Below are 16,385 nucleotides of genomic sequence, written 5' to 3'. Positions count from 1 at the left end.
AGATCCACCCATCAGCGCCGGAGACACGAGCGATGGAAACACTTCCGCGCCGACTGGAAGCCCTTGAGGACGCGCTCAAGGCGCTGCCCGAGGAAAGCGATGCGATGACGCTCGGCGAGATCGACGGCTTCATCGCGGGCATTCTCGTCTGTCCCGTCGAGATCCCTCCGGAGGAATGGCTTGGCCTGCTCTGGCGCGACGTCGCCGACGATGGCACCACGCAGCTGGTGTCGGATGCCAGCGCGGATGCCTTGTCCCGGCGGATACTCGAGCATTATCGGCTGACCTCGCTCGGCCTTCGTGCCGCCGAAGAGGAATATGCGCCGGTCTTCTATCTCGAGGACGAGACCGACGACGTCATCTGGGAGCCATGGGTGACCGGCTTTGCCGAGGCGATGCAGGTCCGGATGGACAGCTGGGGCGCGATCACCGGTACCGGAGACGAGAAAGCCATCGAGGCCTTCAACGGCATGCTGTCGCTGGCCCGCCTGGCCATGCGACCTGACCTCGAGGCGCCGCTGTCCGAAGCGGATGCAGCTCTGGTTGCGGAGGCACCGGACCTACTCGCCGTCTGGACGGAGACACTGTTCGACTGGCGGATGGCTTTCCGGCCCGATCCAGTCCAGAGGCCGGTTCAGGTCGTGAAGATCGGGCGGAACGATCCCTGTCCCTGCGGCTCGGGCCGCAAGTACAAGAAATGCTGCGGCGTGAACGCGGCCGCCTGATCGGATAAGAAAAGGCCGCCTTGCGGCGGCCGTTTCTTCATCGAACTGGGCGGTAATTCTGGTCGATCAGCTGACGTAGGCTGCCTGATCCGGATTGGTCTGCAGGAGGGCGGTCCTGAGCTTTTCCAGTGCGCGCGTCTCGATCTGACGGACGCGTTCCTTGGAGATGCCGAGCTTGGTGCCGAGTGCTTCCAGCGTTGCACCATCGTCCTGCAGGCGACGCTCGCGGATGATCTTCAGCTCGCGCTCGCTGAGAACATCGAGCGCGCTCTTCAGCCACGTCACGCGGCGCTCGTCGTCGATCGACGTCGAAACCATCTCGTCCGGCAACGGCTCCTTCGCGACCAGGAAATCCTGACGGTCGGAACTGCCGGAATCGTCTTCCATCAGCGGCGCGTTGAGCGAGGAGTCCGGCCCGGAAAGACGCGAGTCCATCAGCGCGACGTCGCTTTCGGAGACCTTCAGCGCGGTCGCGATTTCGCGGTACATCGCGGTCCCGGTCAGGCTCTCGGAGCCTTGGCTGAGACGGGCCCGTAGACGGCGCAGATTGAAGAACAGCGCCTTCTGAGCCGAGGACGTGCCGCCGCGGACGATCGACCAGTTCCTGAGGATGTAGTCTTGGATCGAGGCGCGGATCCACCAGGTGGCGTAGGTGGAGAAACGCACCTCGCGCTCCGGCTCGAAACGCGCGGCTGCCTCGAGCAGACCGACATGCCCCTCCTGAATGAGATCGTTCATCGACAGGCCGAAATGTCGGAACTTCGACGCCATCGAGATCACCAGCCGCATATGGGCCGATGTGATCTTGTGAAGTGCATCCTGGTCGCTGTGCTCTTTCCACTTCACGGCGAGCTCGTATTCCTCCTCGCGCAGGAGGTAGGGCGCTGCCATGGCGGCCCGGATCATCGTACGGCCTGCGGACTGGGACTTCATGGGATTACCCTCCAGTAGCAAATGCGCTTGGGCCCGGAGAGGCGGCCGACAGAAGTTCCGCGCACCGAGCCATCTTCAAACGGCACGCGGCAGCAAACGTTCCTGAAAGGTTAAACTTTAAGAGTTGAGGTAGCGCCGTCTTCGGCTTCGACAAGGGAGACTGCCCAGCGGGAGAGTGGAGGCCCCGGCCTGGGGAGGCCCCGCCGCAAGCGTCTTGCAATCGCATGAAGCGATCCGGTCAAAGAAAAACCGGCCACGACGGGGTCGCAGCCGGTTTTGACAGGAGGTCTTTACCAGCCTGAGCCAGCGATTGCCGGATCAGGCGGCCTGCACTTCGACCGCCGCCTCTTCGGTGTCGGCGTCCGCGTCGGCTTCCGTCTCCTCATCGGCCTTGGCGGTGCGCTTCGGGCCCTTGTTGAGGTTCACTTCGATCAGCTGCACGGCCTCGGTCTCGGAGACCTCGTTCACTGCCGCGAGCTCGCGTGCCATCCGGCCGAGGGCGGCCTCGTAGAGCTGGCGCTCGGAATAGGACTGCTCCGGCTGGCTATCGGCGCGGTAGAGATCACGAACGACCTCGGCGATCTGGATCAGGTCGCCGGAGTTGATCTTCGCGTCGTATTCCTGCGCACGGCGGCTCCACATGGTCTTCTTGACCCGGGCCCGGCCCTGTACGACCTTCAGCGCGCGCTCGACGAAATCGGTCTCGGAGAGCTTGCGCATGCCAACGGCTTCGGCCTTGGCGACCGGTACCTTCAGGCGCATCTTGTCCTTCTCGAAGTCGATCACGAACAGTTCCAGCGTCATGCCGGCAACGAACTGCTCTTCGATCGCGACGATCTGACCGACGCCGTGCGCGGGATAAACGATGCTCTCGCCTGTCTTGAAACCTTGGCGCTGGGAGGTCTTCTTCGGGATGGTCATACGCTTTCAAAACTCCCTGTTGTGCCCGGCCACGACAGCCGCTAACACAATGACGGTGCGAAGCACCGCCGATTTCGACGCGCTCTCCAAGGCGGAAAGCAACAGCAGCAGACCGTCGACGGCGGCATTCCAGTCAGGGAACGGCGGCCCATCGCAAGACGGGGCGTCATGACCGAAACTGGGATGAAAGCGTCCTTCCGGAACTACCAAGAGCGGGAGATCGACCTGGATGCAGGTTTTCGCTCGACTGTTGCGAGAATACTACCCTATTGCGCGCCAAAATTCAAGGCTGGGCAGGGGACAGAACAATCCGCTCGCACCCGCGCCACGTCCGTTGCATAGCTGGCAATTAAAATAGTCGGGATTAGGCTACGCCTTACGCCGTCCCGGGTCCAGCTTAGCGACGCCGCTTCGGGGGCGTCGCTTAGCGGAAATCCATCAAGAAGGGCAAGCGCTTGTCAGTCGCCTTGGCCGCGCTCCGGCGAGAAATATTTTTCGAACTTGCCCGTCTGCCCGTCGAATTCAGCGGCATCAGCCGGCGCGTCACGCTTGATGGTGATGTTCGGCCACTGCTCGGCGTACTCGGCGTTGACCTTCAGCCACTTGTCGAGACCCGGTTCGGTATCCGGCTTGATCGCCTCGGCCGGGCATTCCGGCTCGCAGACGCCGCAATCGATGCACTCGTCCGGATGAATGACGAGCATGTTGTCGCCCTCGTAGAAGCAGTCCACCGGACAGACTTCGACGCAGTCCATGAACTTGCACTTGATGCAGTTGTCGGTCACGACATAGGTCATAACGGATCCTCGGCGATCTTCGAGCGGCCCCGACCGGCGCGACGCGAATGGGATGAAGCGAACGGCGCAGCGCTCGCTGAGGCTGGTGTCGTTCTGATCCCGGGACGTAGCGGCTCGGCATCAGACTGGCAAGGGTAAAGCATGTCGCGGGCAGGCCGCAGACCGGAACGCTTTTTTCCGTCACCGTCTGCCGAATCCCCGCGGCGCGCCAGCCCCGTCAGTCGCCGTCGTTCCATTGGAGACGATCGAGCGCCCGGCGTTCGCGCTTGTTCGGTGGCCGGTCGCTTGGCTGATAGCCGATCGCTGCGGCGGCCTCGGCTGCAGTCTCCGGCTTCACCGGTGGCGGCGTCAGATCCTCGTAGAGCGTCTGAGCTTCCGGTGCCGGGCCCCGGCGCTCGCCGGGATCGAGGATCTTCAGAACCTTGACGCCGCCCCCGAGGCTGACAGTGAGCACATCGCCAGGACGAACGAGCTTGGCAGCGCTCGTGGTCTTCTCACGGTTGATCCGGACGGCGCCGGACTGCGTGAGTTTTTGCGCCAAGCTGCGGGATTTGCAGACGCGCGCGAAGAACAGCCACTTGTCGATCCGCTGTTCCGTGCCCGGCACGCGGCCTTACTTTCCCAACTTGTCACGCAAAGCGGCGAGCTTGGCGAAGGGCGAGTCGGGATCGAGCTTGGCAGGCGGGGCAGGGGCCTTGTCGAAGCGGGGGGCCGGCTTGCTGTCGCTCCGCTGGTCGCGACCGGGTCGGTCGTTGCGCTCGTTGCGGCCCTCGCCTGGCTTGCCACCGCTGCGCGGCGGACGGGCATTGCCTGCCGCCTCGCCGGCCTTGGCGAACCGCTGCGAGCGGCTCTGGCCATCGTTGCGGCCTGGCCGGGGGCCACGTTCTCCGGACGGTGCCGCGACGGCATCACCCGTCGCCGCGCCGTCGCCAGTCGCGGCGGTGCGCGCCTGACCGTCGCGGTTCGGACGGTTGCGGCCCGAACGGGCGTTGTCGCGCGGGCCGCCGCGCGCTTCTTGGCGCTGAGGACGCCAGACCTGCACGAGCTTCGGCTCCTCGGCCTTGCCCTCGGACGCCTTCGGCGCATCCGCCGTCTTTTCGGCAGCAGGGCGATCCTCGGTAGAAGCCACGTCGGACGTTTCGTTAGCGCTGGCAGGTGCGATGTGGCGGATCTCGACCGTATCGGCGTCATCAGCGACGCCCTCGGCCTCGCCAGTCTCGCCAGTCTCGCCAGTCTCGCCGGCTTCGCCGGCTTCGCCAGTCCCGCCGACTCCGTCAGCCTCGTCCGGCCGCGGCGCCTCCGCCTCGCCGAACACGACGTCAAGCGGCAGCGGATCGCCGTTCGCGGCGGTGGCGTCACCGGCGACGTCCTCGGCGGTGGCGGTATCGCTTTCCGCCGTCATCGCGGCGTTCTCGTCGCGCTGCAGGATGACCGCCTCGCCTTCAGCGAACTCGGCGGGCGTCTCGTTCTCGTCCTCGTTGGCGATGGCAATGCTAGTGACGACGTCGTCGCCTTCGCCGATCTCGGCATCCTCGGCAGACGCGGTTTCCGCCGCGATCGGGGCCGGCATGCGGTCGGCCTCGAACGGCGCCGGTGTGACGGCTTCGCCCGGCGGCGTGCTGTCGCCTACCGCAGCAGCTTCGGGAGCGGGCTCGGACGGCTGCACCGCCGGCGAGGGCGTCATCGCCTCGATGTCGTACTTCGCCAGCGCGTCCTCGACCTGCTTGGCGTCGACACCCTGCGGGCGATAGCCGAGGCCGCGCAGGATCTCGTCCATATCGTCGGCGGTGGCGCCGAGAATCGACATCATCGCCGGCGTCACCAGGAACTGGGCGCCGTTATAGCCGCCCTCGGGACGCTTGCCGTTGCCGGGCTTCCAGGACAGCGCCGGGCGGATCAGGTCGGCGAGCCGCTCGAGGATGTCGATGCGAACGGCGCGGCGGCCGAGCAGTCGGTAGCCGGCCAGTCCGTAGAAGACCGGATCGAACTCGGGATTGGGCAGCGCCGAGGTGCGCCCGGTCGACAGAAGGTGAGTGACGTCGCCGAAGCCCGGCTTGTCGCGGCCGTCATGGGCGATCGCCCAGAGCAGCGTCAGAAGATTGGCCGGGGCCGGCTTCACCAGCGCGGGAATGAAGATGTGGTAGGCGCCGAAGCGCACGCCGTAGCGGCGGAGCGCCGCGCGCGCATCCTGATCGAGCGCGCGAACCTCTTCGGCGACGTCGCGGCGCTGGATAAGGCCGAAATTCTCGCAGAGCCGGTAGGCGATGCCGCGCGCCGCGCCTTCGAGGCCCTCGGCGGTCTTCAACTCGACCAGCGGCTTCAGCACGGTGGAGACCTGATAGGTCACGTAGCGCTCGGCACGCGCGGCGACCTTGTCACGCATCGGGCCGGTCAGCTGCTCGTCGGCCAGCAGCACGACGCGCGGCTGCAGCGGGTCGTCGCCTTGGGTCAGCGAGGCGACCGGCGCGCCGAGCCAGCGCAGCAGCGCGTCGGAACCCAGCGCAAGATCTCCGTTCGGCGAATTGCCAAAACGCTCCGCGCGGTTTTCGAACTCGCTGGCGAGTGCTTTCTGGGCTGCGGCACGCACGGCCTTGGCGTCCGGCCCATCGGCCTTGACGTCCGGCGTGAACCTGAACCCCTGCAGTTCGCCGACATGGTGGCCCTCCACGAGCACCTTGCCGTCGCCGCCGATTTCAGCTTCCATGACTGCGTTCTCTCTCAGCCGCTTCATCAAGACGCTTGTCCTGCGGTCTACGAAGCGTTTCGTCAACCTGTCGTGCAAGGCGTCCGACAGACGGTCCTCGATGGCACGTGTCTTTTCCTGCCAGTGTGACGGATCGGCAAGCCAACCCGGCCGGTGGGAAATATAGGTCCAGGTGCGGATTTCGGCGATCCGCCGCGACAGCGTGTCGATGTCGCCTTCGGTCCGGTCGGCCCGGATCACCTGGGTCGCCATGTAGTCTTCCGAGATGTGGCCGTTGGAGACCAAGTCCTGGTAGACGCTGGCGATAATCTCCGCGTGCTGGGCCGGCGCGATGCGCCGGTAGTCCGGCAGCTTGCAGGCTTCCCACAGCAACTCGACGCTTTTCGCGTTGGTCGCGCGGTCGACAATCTCCGGTGATCGCGACAGGAATTCCAGCGCCTCCTGGTCGACCGAGCGCAGCGAACGGGTGAGTTCGGGCACCGGCGGCAGCCGGTCGAGGCTCGCCTTCAGCGCGTCGATGGAGCGGAAATCCATGTCCGGCGAGCGCCACTGCAGCACGCGGACGGGTGCAAACGCATGCGATTCCAGTGATTCGACCAGCTCCTGCGGGAACGGATCGACGCGGCCCGTGACGCCGAACGTCCCGTCGCGGAGATGGCGCCCCGCGCGTCCGGCGATCTGGCCGAGCTCGGCGGGCGTCAGCTGGCGGTACTGGAAACCGTCGAACTTCCAATCCTGCGCGAAGGCGACGTGGTCGACGTCGAGGTTGAGGCCCATGCCGATGGCGTCGGTGGCCACGAGAAAGTCGACGTCGCCGGACTGGTAGAGCTCGACCTGGGCGTTGCGGGTGCGGGGCGAGAGCGCTCCCATCACCACCGCCGCGCCGCCGCGCTGGCGGCGGATCAGCTCGGCGACGGCATAGACCTCGTCGGCCGAGAAGGCGACGATGGCCGAGCGGCGCGGCAGCCGGGTGGTCTTCTTCGAGCCGGCATAGACAAGGTTCGACATGCGCGGCCGGGTGACGGTCTGAACGCCCTTCAGGAGCTTCTCGAGGACGCCGCGCATGGTGGAGGCGCCGAGCAGCAGCGTTTCCTCACGGCCTCGGCAGTGAAGGATGCGGTCGGTGAAGACGTGGCCGCGCTCGAGATCGGCGGCAAGCTGCACCTCGTCGATGGCGACGAAGGCGGCGTCGGTCTTGCGGGGCATCGCCTCGACCGTGCAGATGTGGAAGCGGGCCTTGGGCGGCCGGATCTTCTCCTCGCCGGTGATCAGGGCCACTTGGCTGACGCCGACCCGGTCGCAAACCTTCTGGTAGACCTCGCGCGCCAGGAGGCGCAACGGCAGCCCGATGACGCCGGACGAGTGCGCGACCATCCGCTCGATGGCGAGAAAGGTCTTGCCGGTGTTGGTGGGGCCGAGGACGGCGGTGACGTTGGTCCCGTCGAATCGGATCGTCTCGGTCTGGCTGCGGTTCATCAGGTCTATCTGGGTTCGTCGCCGTGGGATGAAAGGGTATCCGGACCACAGCCAGGTCCGAATGCCGACGGCACGAGCTTAGGCCGAGTTTAACGGCTTACGCCAGATACTGCCCGCCGTTGGCGGAAATGGTGGAGCCGGTGATGAAGCCGGCGGCGTCCGAGGCGAGGAAGACGACGCAGCGGGCGATCTCTTCGGGCTCGCCGAGGCGGCCGACCGGGATCTGCGGCAGGATCTGCCGCTGCATGACGTCGTCGGAGATCGTCGCCATCATGTCGGTGGCGATGTAGCCGGGGCAGATGGTGTTGACGGTGATGCCCTTGCGGGCGCCCTCCTGCGCCAGCGCCTTGGCAAAGCCAATGTCGCCCGCCTTGGCGGCGGAGTAGTTGGCCTGGCCCATCTGGCCCTTCTGCCCGTTGATCGAGGAGATGCTGATGATCCGCCCGAACCCGCGCTCGCGCATGCCCTCCCAGACCGGCCGGGTCATGTTGAAAAGGCCGTTGAGGTTGGTCGAGATCACCGCCTGCCACTGCGCCAGCGTCATCTTGTGGAACATCGCATCACGGGTGATGCCGGCATTGTTGACGAGAATCTCCACCGGGCCGAGCTCGGCCTCGATGGCGGCAAGGTTCGCCGTGCAGGCATCGAAATCGCCAACATCCCATTTTCGCGCCGGAATGTGGTTGGCGGCGGTGAAGGCCTCGGCCGCCGCGTCGTTGCCGGCATAGACCGCCACCACCTGATAGCCCTCGGCCTTCAGGGCCTTCGATATCGCCGCGCCGATACCGCGCGTGCCGCCCGTGACGACCGCTACTCTGCCCATGCCGTTCCTCCCACCGCTGCAAGGACGGCTTGCTGCCGCCTCTGTCCTGTCCGGCTCTTACCTACATTCGCTCGAGGCACATGGCGACGCCCATGCCGCCGCCGATGCAGAGGGTGGCGAGGCCCTTGCGGGCATCCCGGCGGATCATCTCGTGGATCAGCGTGTTCAGCACCCGCGCGCCGGAAGCCCCGATCGGGTGGCCGATGGCGATGGCGCCGCCGTTGACGTTGACAATGGCGGGATCCCAGCCGAGCTCGCGGTTGACGGCGCAGGCCTGCGCCGCAAAAGCCTCGTTCGCCTCGACGAGATCGAGGTCCGCGACCGACCAGCCGGCCTTTTCCAGCGCCTTGCGCGAGGCCGGGATCGGCCCGGTGCCCATGACGGCGGGATCGACGCCCGCGGTGGCCCAGGAGGCGATCCGCACCAGCGGCGTCAGCCCGCGCCGCGCCGCCTCCTCCTCGCTCATCAGGACGGTCGCCGCCGCGCCGTCGTTGATGCCGGAGGCGTTTGCCGCGGTGACCGTGCCCTCCTTGTCGAAGGCCGGGCGGAGCTTCTGCACCTTGTCGAGGGTCGTGCCGGCTTTGATGTACTCATCCTCGGACACCACCGTGTCGCCCTTGCGGCCCTTGACGGTGAAGGCGACGATCTCGTCGCGAAAGCGGCCGGCGGCCTGGGCGGCCTCGGCCTTGTTCTGCGAGGCGACGGCGAACTCGTCCTGCATCTCGCGGGTGATCTGGAACTGGCGGGCGACGTTTTCGGCGGTAACGCCCATGTGGTAGCCCTGAAAGGCGTCGATCAGGCCGTCCTTCAGCATTGTGTCGACGAGCTTCATGTCCCCCATTTTCTGGCCGGCGCGCAGGTGCGCGGCGTGCGGGGCCATCGACATGGACTCCTGGCCGCCGGCGACGACGATCTTCGCATCGCCCATCGAGATCTGCTGCATGCCGATGGCGACGGCGCGAAGGCCGGAGCCGCAGAGCTGGTTGAGGCCCCAGGCTGTCGCTTCCTTCGGGATGCCGGCCGCCATCGCCGCCTGCCGCGCCGGATTCTGGCCCTCGCCGGCCGAGAGGATCTGGCCCATCACCACCTCGTCCACCTCGCTCGGATCGACCTTTGCGCGGGCCAGCGCCTCGCGGATCACCGCAGCGCCGAGCTGGTGTGCGGGGACGTCGGCAAACGCGCCGTTGAACGACCCGACCGGGGTGCGGGCTGCGCCCACGATGACGACGGACATGGCGTTTTCCTTCCGTGGCGGCGCTCAGCAAGCTCCGCAATCTGCGGTACCCACGGCCTTTACGGCGAGTTTCGCAGACCGGGTTCGGCACTGTCAAACGGCTTCGACAGCGTGCCGCGCGGCCCTTATCCCGTCGGGTATTGCTGCTCAAGAGTTAGGCAAGACCGCGCCGCAGCCAAGTCTGCGTGCAATGCGGGAAATATTTGGAAGATAGGCTTTTTTGTGGAATGCTTTCGATGGCGCAACGCAATACGCCGGAAGTCGGCCTTGAGACCGACAGGCAGTGTGCGGCGCGGGGAGAGGAAAACACCCATGGCCAAGTCAGCGGAAACCACCGTCATCAAGAAATACGCCAACCGGCGGCTCTACAACACCGGCACCAGCACTTACGTGACGCTCGAGAATCTCGCCGCGATGGTGAAGGGCAACGAGGAGTTCGTGGTGCAGGACGCCAAGAGCGGCGAGGACATCACGCATTCCGTCTTGACCCAGATCATCTTCGAGCAGGAAAACAAGGTTGGCCAGAACATGATGCCGATCGCCTTCCTGCGCCAGCTGATCCGATTCTACGGCGACCAGATGCAGACGGTGATTCCCGGCTATCTCGAGCAGACGATGGCGGCTTTCTCGCGCGAGCAGGAGGGTTTTCGCGACAAGCCGGGCGGCCTCGCCGGCCAGAACCCGATGAAGCTGATGGAATCACAGGTGCGCCGCAACACCGAGATGTTCCGGCAGGCGATGACCATGTTCAACCCGTTCATCGCCAACGCCATGGCACCGGCCGATGATCGCCCGGTGCCGGCGCCGGCCGCCGCGCCCGAAGACCTCTCCGACATGCGCCGCCAGCTTGACGAGATGCAGCAGCGGATCGAGGCGATGGCCGCGACCAAGGCCTGAGCGCCCTATCGCAAGGGCGGGGCCGGTGCGAAGCATTCGGTCCCGCGCGCGGGGTTTCCGATGGGGCGACCTGTAGAAGGGGCGCGCCCCGCCCGCGTCTGAGACACCGCCAGGGAGACCGGGCTGTAGCCGCTTTCAGGCTTGGACCAGGCACAAAAAAAGGCCGGGCTTTTGGCCCGGCCTTGGATATCGCTCTGATAGAACCGGCGGCGCTGAGGCCCCGGGTGCGATCCGGCACCCGATCAGATCAGGCGTTGCCCTTGATCGTCAGGATCTGCTTGCCGCGGTACATGCCGGTCTTGAGGTCGACATGGTGCGGGCGGCGCAGTTCGCCGGAGTTCTTGTCCTCGACATAGGTCGGGGCGGTCAGGGCGTCGTGCGAACGACGCATGCCACGCTTGGAGGGCGAGGTCTTTCTCTTCGGTACGGCCATCGGTCTGCTCCGTTCGGATAGCGGGCGGACGGGCCGCGAGGGCTATCCGCATGGATTGGTTATCTGCCGTCGATCACGATGCGCCTGACGCCTTTCGATAATCCCTGGCATTCACGTCGCGAACCCGGCGATCGATATCGACCGCATCAGGCTCGGGGATGACGGGAATTCGCCGCAGCCCATAGCAAAACCATGGGGGGATGGGAAGGGCGGTGGCAAAAATTACTGGCCTGCGGTGCGATTGTTCGGCGTGACGGCGACGCAATCGACATAGTCGCCGGAGCGCTGCGCCCGCGCGGCGATCGTGCCCGCCAGCCGCGAAAGGCCCCGTGAGGGTTTGGCCGGATTGCGCTTGCGTGGCGCCGGCAAGGTCACCGCGAGGAGCGCCGCCTCGCGGCCGGTGAGGGCGAAGGCCGGCTTGTTGAAATAGTGCCAGGCGGCGGCCTCGATCCCGTAGATGCCATCGCCCCATTCGGCGATGTTGAGATAGATCTCGATCAGCCGCTTTTTCGAGAGGAAGAAGTCGGCATAGACTGCCAGCGGCACTTCCAGCCCCTTGCGCACGAAGGAGCGGCTGTTCCAGAGGAACAGGTTCTTGGCCGTCTGCATCGGAATGGTGGAGGCGCCCCGGGTCTCCTCGCCATCCAGCGTCTCGGTGATCACCGCGTTCAGTTCGCGCCAGTCGACGCCGCCGTGGAAGCAGTACTGCCCGTCCTCCGACATCATCACCGAATGCACCAGCACGGGCGCGATATCCTCGAGATCGACCCAGTCGCGGGTGACCGGCCGGAACATCAGATAGTCTCCCAGCATCAGCGTCGAGACGGGTCGGATGCCGGGAATGGCGTAGACCGGCACCAGAGCGATCGGCAAAGCGATCAGCACGACCAGCGTCACGATCAGAAGGCCGAGGACACGTCGCAGCATTGAGGGCTTTCCGGTGGGCCTTGGGGGGGCGGAAGTGCCCGGCCGTCGGACGGGGATCGCCTTCCGTCATATCGGCGCGTGCGGCGACTCGCAACGGTTGCCGCGCCGCGCTTTCTCCCGCGCCGTCCCCGGCGCTTGACGGCCGGAGCACGATCGGCGAAGCCGACCGGGATGGTGGGCCGTTCGAAGCTCCCCTTGCGACCGGCAAAGGGTCGCCGAATGCCGGAGACGTCAGATGAGCACACAGTCCTTTGAGGACCGGCTGAGGGCGGCGGCGCTGGCGGTGGAGACGACGCTCGATCTCTGCCTCAACGCCGCCCATCCGCTGATGCGCGGCACGCCGGAGCGGCTGCGCGCCGCCATGCGCCACGGCGTTCTGAACGGCGGCAAGCGACTGAGGCCTTTCCTGGTGATCGAGACGGCGCGGCTTTTCGGCCGCGCGCAGGACGAGGCGGTGACGGTGGCCGCCGCGCTCGAGTGCATCCACAGCTATTCCCTGGTGCACGACGATCTGCCGGCGATGGACGATGATGATCTCCGCCGCAGCCAGCCGACGGTGCACAAGGCGTTCGACGAGGCGACGGCGATCCTCGCCGGCGACGCGCTGCTGACGCTGGCTTTCGGCCTTCTCGCGGACGCGCCGGGGATCGGCGCGTCCGGCCGGTTGGATCTGGTGCGGGCTCTGGCGCGGCAGGCGGGGGCGCCTGGCATGGTCGGCGGGCAGGCGCTGGATCTGGCGGCCGAGCAGCAGGATCTCGGCGAGGCCGAGATCTCGCGGATGCAAGCCATGAAGACCGGCGCGCTCATCACCTTCGCCTGCGAGGCCGGTCCGATGCTGGCGGAAGCGTCGCCCGGGGACCGCGAGCGGCTTCGGCGTTTTGGCGAGACCATCGGCCTCGCCTTCCAGCTCGCGGACGACCTGCTCGACGAGACCGCCGACGCTGCCGCCCTCGGCAAGGCCGCCGGCAAGGACCGTGCGCGTGGCAAGAAGACGCTGCCGGCGCTGCATGGCCATGCCTGGACGGAGGCCCGGCTGGCGGCCCTCGTCACCGAGGCGAGCGAATTGCTCGCGCCCTATGGCGAGCGCGCGGCGGTGCTGGTGGCGGCAGCGCGGTTCATCGCGGAGCGCAAGAGCTGAGGTAGGCCCGATCCATCTGGCGGGCGACCGCATCGAGACGTCTGTCGCGTGTCCAGAGAAGCGCGCCGTCTATGGCTTCGGCGGCGCAGAGAAGATGGGTATCGACATATCCGATGCCGCTTCCCGCCAACGAATGCCGTTCGATGAATGCGCGAACGGCAGCGTCGGCAGCCAATCCTGCCGGGGGCAAGTTGCCGAGGGCGTCGAGAATGACCGCTCTCTGCCGCAATGTCCCGAGCGCAAGCTCGCCGATCACGAAGGCATGGCCAAGCACCAAGTCCCGCTCCAGCAGGGCGACGAGATGATCGTCCTTTGTCCGGAAATGATCGATCCAGATCGATGTGTCGACGAGGATCATCGCGTGCCGGAGCGCGACCTCGGTGCGGGTTCGGCCTCGGGCTCGGTTCCGCCCAATAGCGCGAGGCGGCGGGCGCTCTCGCGCGCCACCAAGGCTTTCAGGGCCTCGTCCAGAAGGGCGCCGGTTTCGGTCAGGCCCGTGTAGAACTGGGCCTTCGCCAGAAGTTCATCGTCCACCGAAAAGGTCATGCGCATGGCCTTGCCTCCTCCACCCCTGCCGAAGCCTACGGCCTGACGGCAGTTTTCCCAAGCAGATTGATCGTCGGCGTCCGCCGAGCTTCCGACCATTCAGTTCTTGAACACCGCGCAGGCGCCGCCCGCGCTGCGGAGCTTGCCGCAGAGGCTGTCGGCTTCGCCGCGCGAGTCGGCGCCGATGCGGACGGCGTAGATGCGGCCGTGGCTGGCGCGGTCGCGCAGGACGATCGGCGCCTTGTCGCCGAGCACCGAGGAGAAGCGGCCCTGGACGCGCCGGAATGTCTTCAGCGCCATCGACTGGTTGGGGTGCCCGGCGATCTGGACGCCCCAGGGCTGCATCGGCGCACTCTCGATCTTCGGCGTGCGGGTGCGCATCACCGGCAGCGCGCGGCAGGCCTCGTCAAAACCCTTGCTCTCGTCGAGCGGGGTCTCCTCAATCTCGCGGCCTTGCTCGACGAACCAGTCGGCCGGCCGCGCGGTGATCGAGAGGACGTAGTTCTCGGTCTCGTAGGGCAAGGCCCCACCGCTGACGCGCCAGCGCTTCACGCGGTTGATGCCGCCATTATAGGCGGCGGCGGCAAGGCCCCAATTGCCGAGCTCGGACTTGAGGTCGCGCAGATAGAGCGCCGAATGGCGGATCGCCTCGCGTACGTCGAAGGGGTCGGCGAGGCCGCGCTCCTTTGCGGTGTAGGGCATGAACTGGGCGATGCCCTGTGCCCCCACCGGGGAGCGCGCGTCGGCGTCGAAGCGGCTCTCTTTCCAGATCAGCCGGGCGAAATAGTCCGGCGGCATGGCGGTGGCCGCGGCGTTGGCGGCGATGAGGTCGCAGACGAGGTCGATGCCGCTGCGCTCCTTGACCGGAATGGAGATGCGGACGAGATCGGGCGGGACGAGGGCGAGGTTGTGCGTTCCGGGGTCGAGATTAGTCAGCGCCGGCGCCGCCGCTGCCGGCGCCAGCGGCCACAGCAGCGCGATGGCCACGGCGCACGGCACAACGCCGGTTCGCAGCAGGAGGCCGGTTCGCAGGCCGGCGTCCGTTCGGCGGAACCGATATGGGCGCCGATTATTCGGCGGCAGCGCGGGTGACGCCAAAGCGCTTCTCGATGTAGTCGGCGACCATCACCTTGAAGTCCTCCGCGATGTTGGGACCACGCAAGGTCGCGACCTTCTGCCCGTCGACGAAGATCGGCGCCGACGGCGTTTCGCCGGTGCCGGGCAGCGAGATGCCGATGTCGGCATGCTTGGATTCGCCCGGACCGTTGACGATGCAGCCCATGACGGCAACCTTCAGGCCCTCGACGCCCGGATATTTCTCCCGCCAGACGGGCATCGACGTGCGCAGGTCATCCTGGATCTGCTCGGCCAGTTCCTGGAACACCGTCGACGTCGTGCGGCCGCAGCCGGGGCAGGCGGCGACGATCGGCACGAACTGGCGAAAGCCCATGGTCTGCAGGATCTCCTGCGCCACCTGCACTTCGCGGGTGCGGTCGCCGCCAGGCTCCGGCGTCAGCGAGACCCGGATGGTGTCGCCGATGCCCTCCTGCAGCAGGATCCCCAGCGCCGCCGACGAGGCGACGATGCCCTTCGAGCCCATGCCAGCCTCGGTCAGGCCGAGATGCAGCGCGAGATCGGTACGGCTGGAAAGGTCGCGGTAGACGGCAATGAGGTCCTGGACGTTGGAGACCTTGGCCGAGAGGATGATCTTGTCGCGGGCGAGGCCGGTCTCCTCGGCGAGTTCCGCCGACAGCAGCGCCGACTGGATGATCGCCTCGCGCATCACCGCGCCGGCCGAGCGCGGGCGGTGCAGCAGCGAGTTGGCGTCCATCAGCGCGGTCAGCAGTTCCTGGTCGAGCGAGCCCCAGTTGACCCCGATGCGCACCGGCTTCTGGTAGCGGATCGCCGTCTCGATGATCTGGGTGAACTGCCGGTCCTTCTTGTCCTTGAAGCCGACATTGCCGGGGTTGATCCGGTACTTCGCCAGCGCCTCGGCGCAGGCCGGGTGATCGGCGAGCAGCTTGTGGCCGATATAGTGGAAGTCGCCGACCAGGGGCACATAGATGCCGAGCCGCTCCAGCCGATCGCGCACATGCGGCACGGCAGCCGCCGATTCGTCGCGGTCGACGGTGATCCGCACAATCTCCGAGCCGGCCTTGGCAAGGGCGGCGACCTGGGCGACGGTGGCATCGACGTCGGCCGTGTCCGTGTTGGTCATCGACTGCACGACGACCGGAGCGGTGCCGCCGACCAGCGCACCGCCGACCCTGACGCCGACGGTTGGGCGCTTCGGGGTCGGCTGGGCCTCGAAGGCTTCGATGGGGGCTTCGATGTTCATCGGCGACATCCGGTCGAGGTCATGGGGCGGTCGAGGTCATTGTGCAGTCGAGGTCATTGTGCGGTTGAGATCTCCGGACGGTCGAGGTAACCGGCAGAGGGGGCATTTCGCTTCGAGTTCGCGCTTTCGGCGCAGCTTGTCAAATGCGGCCTGATCGCCGCCGCATCAAGTCCCGCCGCCGGCAAAGGCGAACGCCGCAAGACCCATCATGCCCAATCGGAAGATGGCGGCTCAGCGGCAGCGCCGGAACTCACGCTGTCCTCGCGGGTTTGTGACACAGTACGTTGTTCACAGTCAGGAAATATCGACATGACGCTCGGCACAATCCTCATCATCATCCTTGTTCTCGTCCTGATCGGCGCCCTGCCGTCCTGGCCGCATTCGCGCAGCTGGGGCTATGGCCCGAGCGGCATTCTGGGCGTCGTCGTCGTGGTGATCCTGATCCTGCTGCTGATGGGCCGGATCTAACGGTCTCATCAGCCTGCCGTCGAAG

The 16,385-nt window shown here is 66.5% G+C and carries 17 protein-coding genes; 4 read left to right on the top strand and 13 right to left on the bottom strand.

Translation table 11 applies throughout. The features are described from left to right. The first annotated feature begins 32 nt into the window (after positions 1-32). Positions 33-725 carry a UPF0149 family protein gene (locus tag ACZL02_RS11660; RefSeq protein ID WP_472939772.1) on the top strand — a complete coding sequence of 231 codons (693 nt, stop codon included), beginning with the start codon at positions 33-35 and terminating at the stop codon, positions 723-725. Between the two features lie 66 nt (positions 726-791). On the opposite strand, the gene ACZL02_RS11655 is transcribed toward ACZL02_RS11660, so the two are convergent. From ACZL02_RS11655 to ACZL02_RS11625, 7 genes are all read right to left on the bottom strand, one after another. Next, positions 792-1,658 (bottom strand): RNA polymerase factor sigma-32, encoded by an 867-nt coding sequence (locus ACZL02_RS11655; RefSeq protein ID WP_472935918.1) that lies wholly within the window; start codon positions 1,656-1,658, stop codon positions 792-794. Positions 1,659-1,976: 318 nt separating this feature from the next. Next, positions 1,977-2,579, bottom strand: a complete 603-nt coding sequence (locus ACZL02_RS11650; protein ID WP_472939771.1) for a CarD family transcriptional regulator — start codon at positions 2,577-2,579, stop codon at positions 1,977-1,979. 458 nt (positions 2,580-3,037) lie between these two features. Then, positions 3,038-3,376, bottom strand: a complete 339-nt coding sequence (gene fdxA, locus ACZL02_RS11645; protein WP_472939770.1) for a ferredoxin FdxA — start codon at positions 3,374-3,376, stop codon at positions 3,038-3,040. Between the two features lie 217 nt (positions 3,377-3,593). Then, positions 3,594-3,983 carry an RNA-binding S4 domain-containing protein gene (locus ACZL02_RS11640; RefSeq protein ID WP_472939769.1) on the bottom strand — a complete coding sequence of 130 codons (390 nt, stop codon included), beginning with the start codon at positions 3,981-3,983 and terminating at the stop codon, positions 3,594-3,596. Positions 3,984-3,989: 6 nt separating this feature from the next. After that, positions 3,990-7,556: a helicase-related protein gene (locus tag ACZL02_RS11635; RefSeq protein WP_472939768.1), complete on the bottom strand. Its 3,567-nt coding sequence runs from the start codon at positions 7,554-7,556 to the stop codon at positions 3,990-3,992. 97 nt (positions 7,557-7,653) lie between these two features. After that, a complete protein-coding gene (gene phbB / locus ACZL02_RS11630; protein WP_472939767.1) occupies positions 7,654-8,379 on the bottom strand; it encodes an acetoacetyl-CoA reductase in 726 nt (241 codons plus the stop codon). 61 nt (positions 8,380-8,440) lie between these two features. After that, positions 8,441-9,613, bottom strand: coding sequence for an acetyl-CoA C-acetyltransferase (locus ACZL02_RS11625; RefSeq protein WP_472939766.1), 1,173 nt, complete (start codon positions 9,611-9,613; stop codon positions 8,441-8,443). Positions 9,614-9,925: 312 nt separating this feature from the next. Here ACZL02_RS11625 and phaR point away from each other — a divergent pair, with 312 nt between their 5' ends. Further along, positions 9,926-10,510 (top strand): polyhydroxyalkanoate synthesis repressor PhaR, encoded by a 585-nt coding sequence (gene phaR, locus ACZL02_RS11620; RefSeq protein WP_472939765.1) that lies wholly within the window; start codon positions 9,926-9,928, stop codon positions 10,508-10,510. Positions 10,511-10,757: 247 nt separating this feature from the next. Here the strand turns inward: phaR and rpmF are convergent, their stop codons facing one another. Further along, positions 10,758-10,943, bottom strand: coding sequence for a 50S ribosomal protein L32 (gene rpmF / locus ACZL02_RS11615; protein WP_472935910.1), 186 nt, complete (start codon positions 10,941-10,943; stop codon positions 10,758-10,760). Positions 10,944-11,165: 222 nt separating this feature from the next. Further along, the gene (locus ACZL02_RS11610; RefSeq protein WP_472939764.1) at positions 11,166-11,870 is read right to left on the bottom strand and encodes a biosynthetic peptidoglycan transglycosylase; all 705 of its coding nucleotides are present in this window, start codon (positions 11,868-11,870) and stop codon (positions 11,166-11,168) included. Positions 11,871-12,105: 235 nt separating this feature from the next. On the opposite strand from ACZL02_RS11610, the gene ACZL02_RS11605 reads away from it, so the two are divergent. Beyond that, positions 12,106-13,008 (top strand): polyprenyl synthetase family protein, encoded by a 903-nt coding sequence (locus ACZL02_RS11605; RefSeq protein ID WP_472939763.1) that lies wholly within the window; start codon positions 12,106-12,108, stop codon positions 13,006-13,008. Here ACZL02_RS11605 and ACZL02_RS11600 read toward each other — a convergent pair. The 4 genes from ACZL02_RS11600 to ispG all read right to left on the bottom strand — a co-directional run bounded on the left by ACZL02_RS11600 (position 12,986) and on the right by ispG (position 15,892). Beyond that, a complete protein-coding gene (locus tag ACZL02_RS11600; protein WP_472939762.1) occupies positions 12,986-13,366 on the bottom strand; it encodes a type II toxin-antitoxin system VapC family toxin in 381 nt (126 codons plus the stop codon). The genes ACZL02_RS11605 and ACZL02_RS11600 overlap by 23 nt on opposite strands. After that, complete coding sequence (locus ACZL02_RS11595) at positions 13,363-13,560, bottom strand: type II toxin-antitoxin system VapB family antitoxin (protein WP_472939761.1); 198 nt, start codon at positions 13,558-13,560, stop codon at positions 13,363-13,365. The genes ACZL02_RS11600 and ACZL02_RS11595 overlap by 4 nt, the downstream gene beginning before the upstream one ends. A 93-nt stretch (positions 13,561-13,653) precedes the next feature. After that, entirely contained in the window at positions 13,654-14,541 is an 888-nt protein-coding gene (locus tag ACZL02_RS11590) for a transglycosylase SLT domain-containing protein (protein WP_472939760.1), read from the bottom strand. An 82-nt stretch (positions 14,542-14,623) separates the two neighbouring features. Beyond that, entirely contained in the window at positions 14,624-15,892 is a 1,269-nt protein-coding gene (gene ispG, locus ACZL02_RS11585; RefSeq protein WP_472939759.1) for a flavodoxin-dependent (E)-4-hydroxy-3-methylbut-2-enyl-diphosphate synthase, read from the bottom strand. Between the two features lie 309 nt (positions 15,893-16,201). Here ispG and ACZL02_RS11580 point away from each other — a divergent pair, with 309 nt between their 5' ends. Then, entirely contained in the window at positions 16,202-16,360 is a 159-nt protein-coding gene (locus ACZL02_RS11580) for a DUF3309 family protein (protein WP_472935903.1), read from the top strand. The last annotated feature ends 25 nt before the right edge of the window (positions 16,361-16,385 follow it).

This window comes from Mesocryomonas fontinalis (assembly GCF_055730125.2).
Note: the sequence above shows the minus strand (reverse complement) of the source record. Positions and strands in the feature narration are given on the sequence as shown.

Excerpts from the sequence above, each read along its gene's own strand:
- ACZL02_RS11660 (WP_472939772.1), top strand. The coding sequence starts at position 33 with ATGGAAACACTTCCGCGCCGACTGGAAGCCCTTGAGGACGCGCTCAAG.
- ACZL02_RS11655 (WP_472935918.1), bottom strand. The coding sequence starts at position 1,658 with ATGAAGTCCCAGTCCGCAGGCCGTACGATGATCCGGGCCGCCATGGCA.
- ACZL02_RS11650 (WP_472939771.1), bottom strand. The coding sequence starts at position 2,579 with ATGACCATCCCGAAGAAGACCTCCCAGCGCCAAGGTTTCAAGACAGGC.
- fdxA (WP_472939770.1), bottom strand. The coding sequence starts at position 3,376 with ATGACCTATGTCGTGACCGACAACTGCATCAAGTGCAAGTTCATGGAC.
- ACZL02_RS11635 (WP_472939768.1), bottom strand. The coding sequence starts at position 7,556 with ATGAACCGCAGCCAGACCGAGACGATCCGATTCGACGGGACCAACGTC.
- phbB (WP_472939767.1), bottom strand. The coding sequence starts at position 8,379 with ATGGGCAGAGTAGCGGTCGTCACGGGCGGCACGCGCGGTATCGGCGCG.
- ACZL02_RS11625 (WP_472939766.1), bottom strand. The coding sequence starts at position 9,613 with ATGTCCGTCGTCATCGTGGGCGCAGCCCGCACCCCGGTCGGGTCGTTC.
- phaR (WP_472939765.1), top strand. The coding sequence starts at position 9,926 with ATGGCCAAGTCAGCGGAAACCACCGTCATCAAGAAATACGCCAACCGG.
- rpmF (WP_472935910.1), bottom strand. The coding sequence starts at position 10,943 with ATGGCCGTACCGAAGAGAAAGACCTCGCCCTCCAAGCGTGGCATGCGT.
- ACZL02_RS11610 (WP_472939764.1), bottom strand. The coding sequence starts at position 11,870 with ATGCTGCGACGTGTCCTCGGCCTTCTGATCGTGACGCTGGTCGTGCTG.
- ACZL02_RS11605 (WP_472939763.1), top strand. The coding sequence starts at position 12,106 with ATGAGCACACAGTCCTTTGAGGACCGGCTGAGGGCGGCGGCGCTGGCG.
- ACZL02_RS11600 (WP_472939762.1), bottom strand. The coding sequence starts at position 13,366 with ATGATCCTCGTCGACACATCGATCTGGATCGATCATTTCCGGACAAAG.
- ACZL02_RS11595 (WP_472939761.1), bottom strand. The coding sequence starts at position 13,560 with ATGCGCATGACCTTTTCGGTGGACGATGAACTTCTGGCGAAGGCCCAG.
- ispG (WP_472939759.1), bottom strand. The coding sequence starts at position 15,892 with ATGAACATCGAAGCCCCCATCGAAGCCTTCGAGGCCCAGCCGACCCCG.
- ACZL02_RS11580 (WP_472935903.1), top strand. The coding sequence starts at position 16,202 with ATGACGCTCGGCACAATCCTCATCATCATCCTTGTTCTCGTCCTGATC.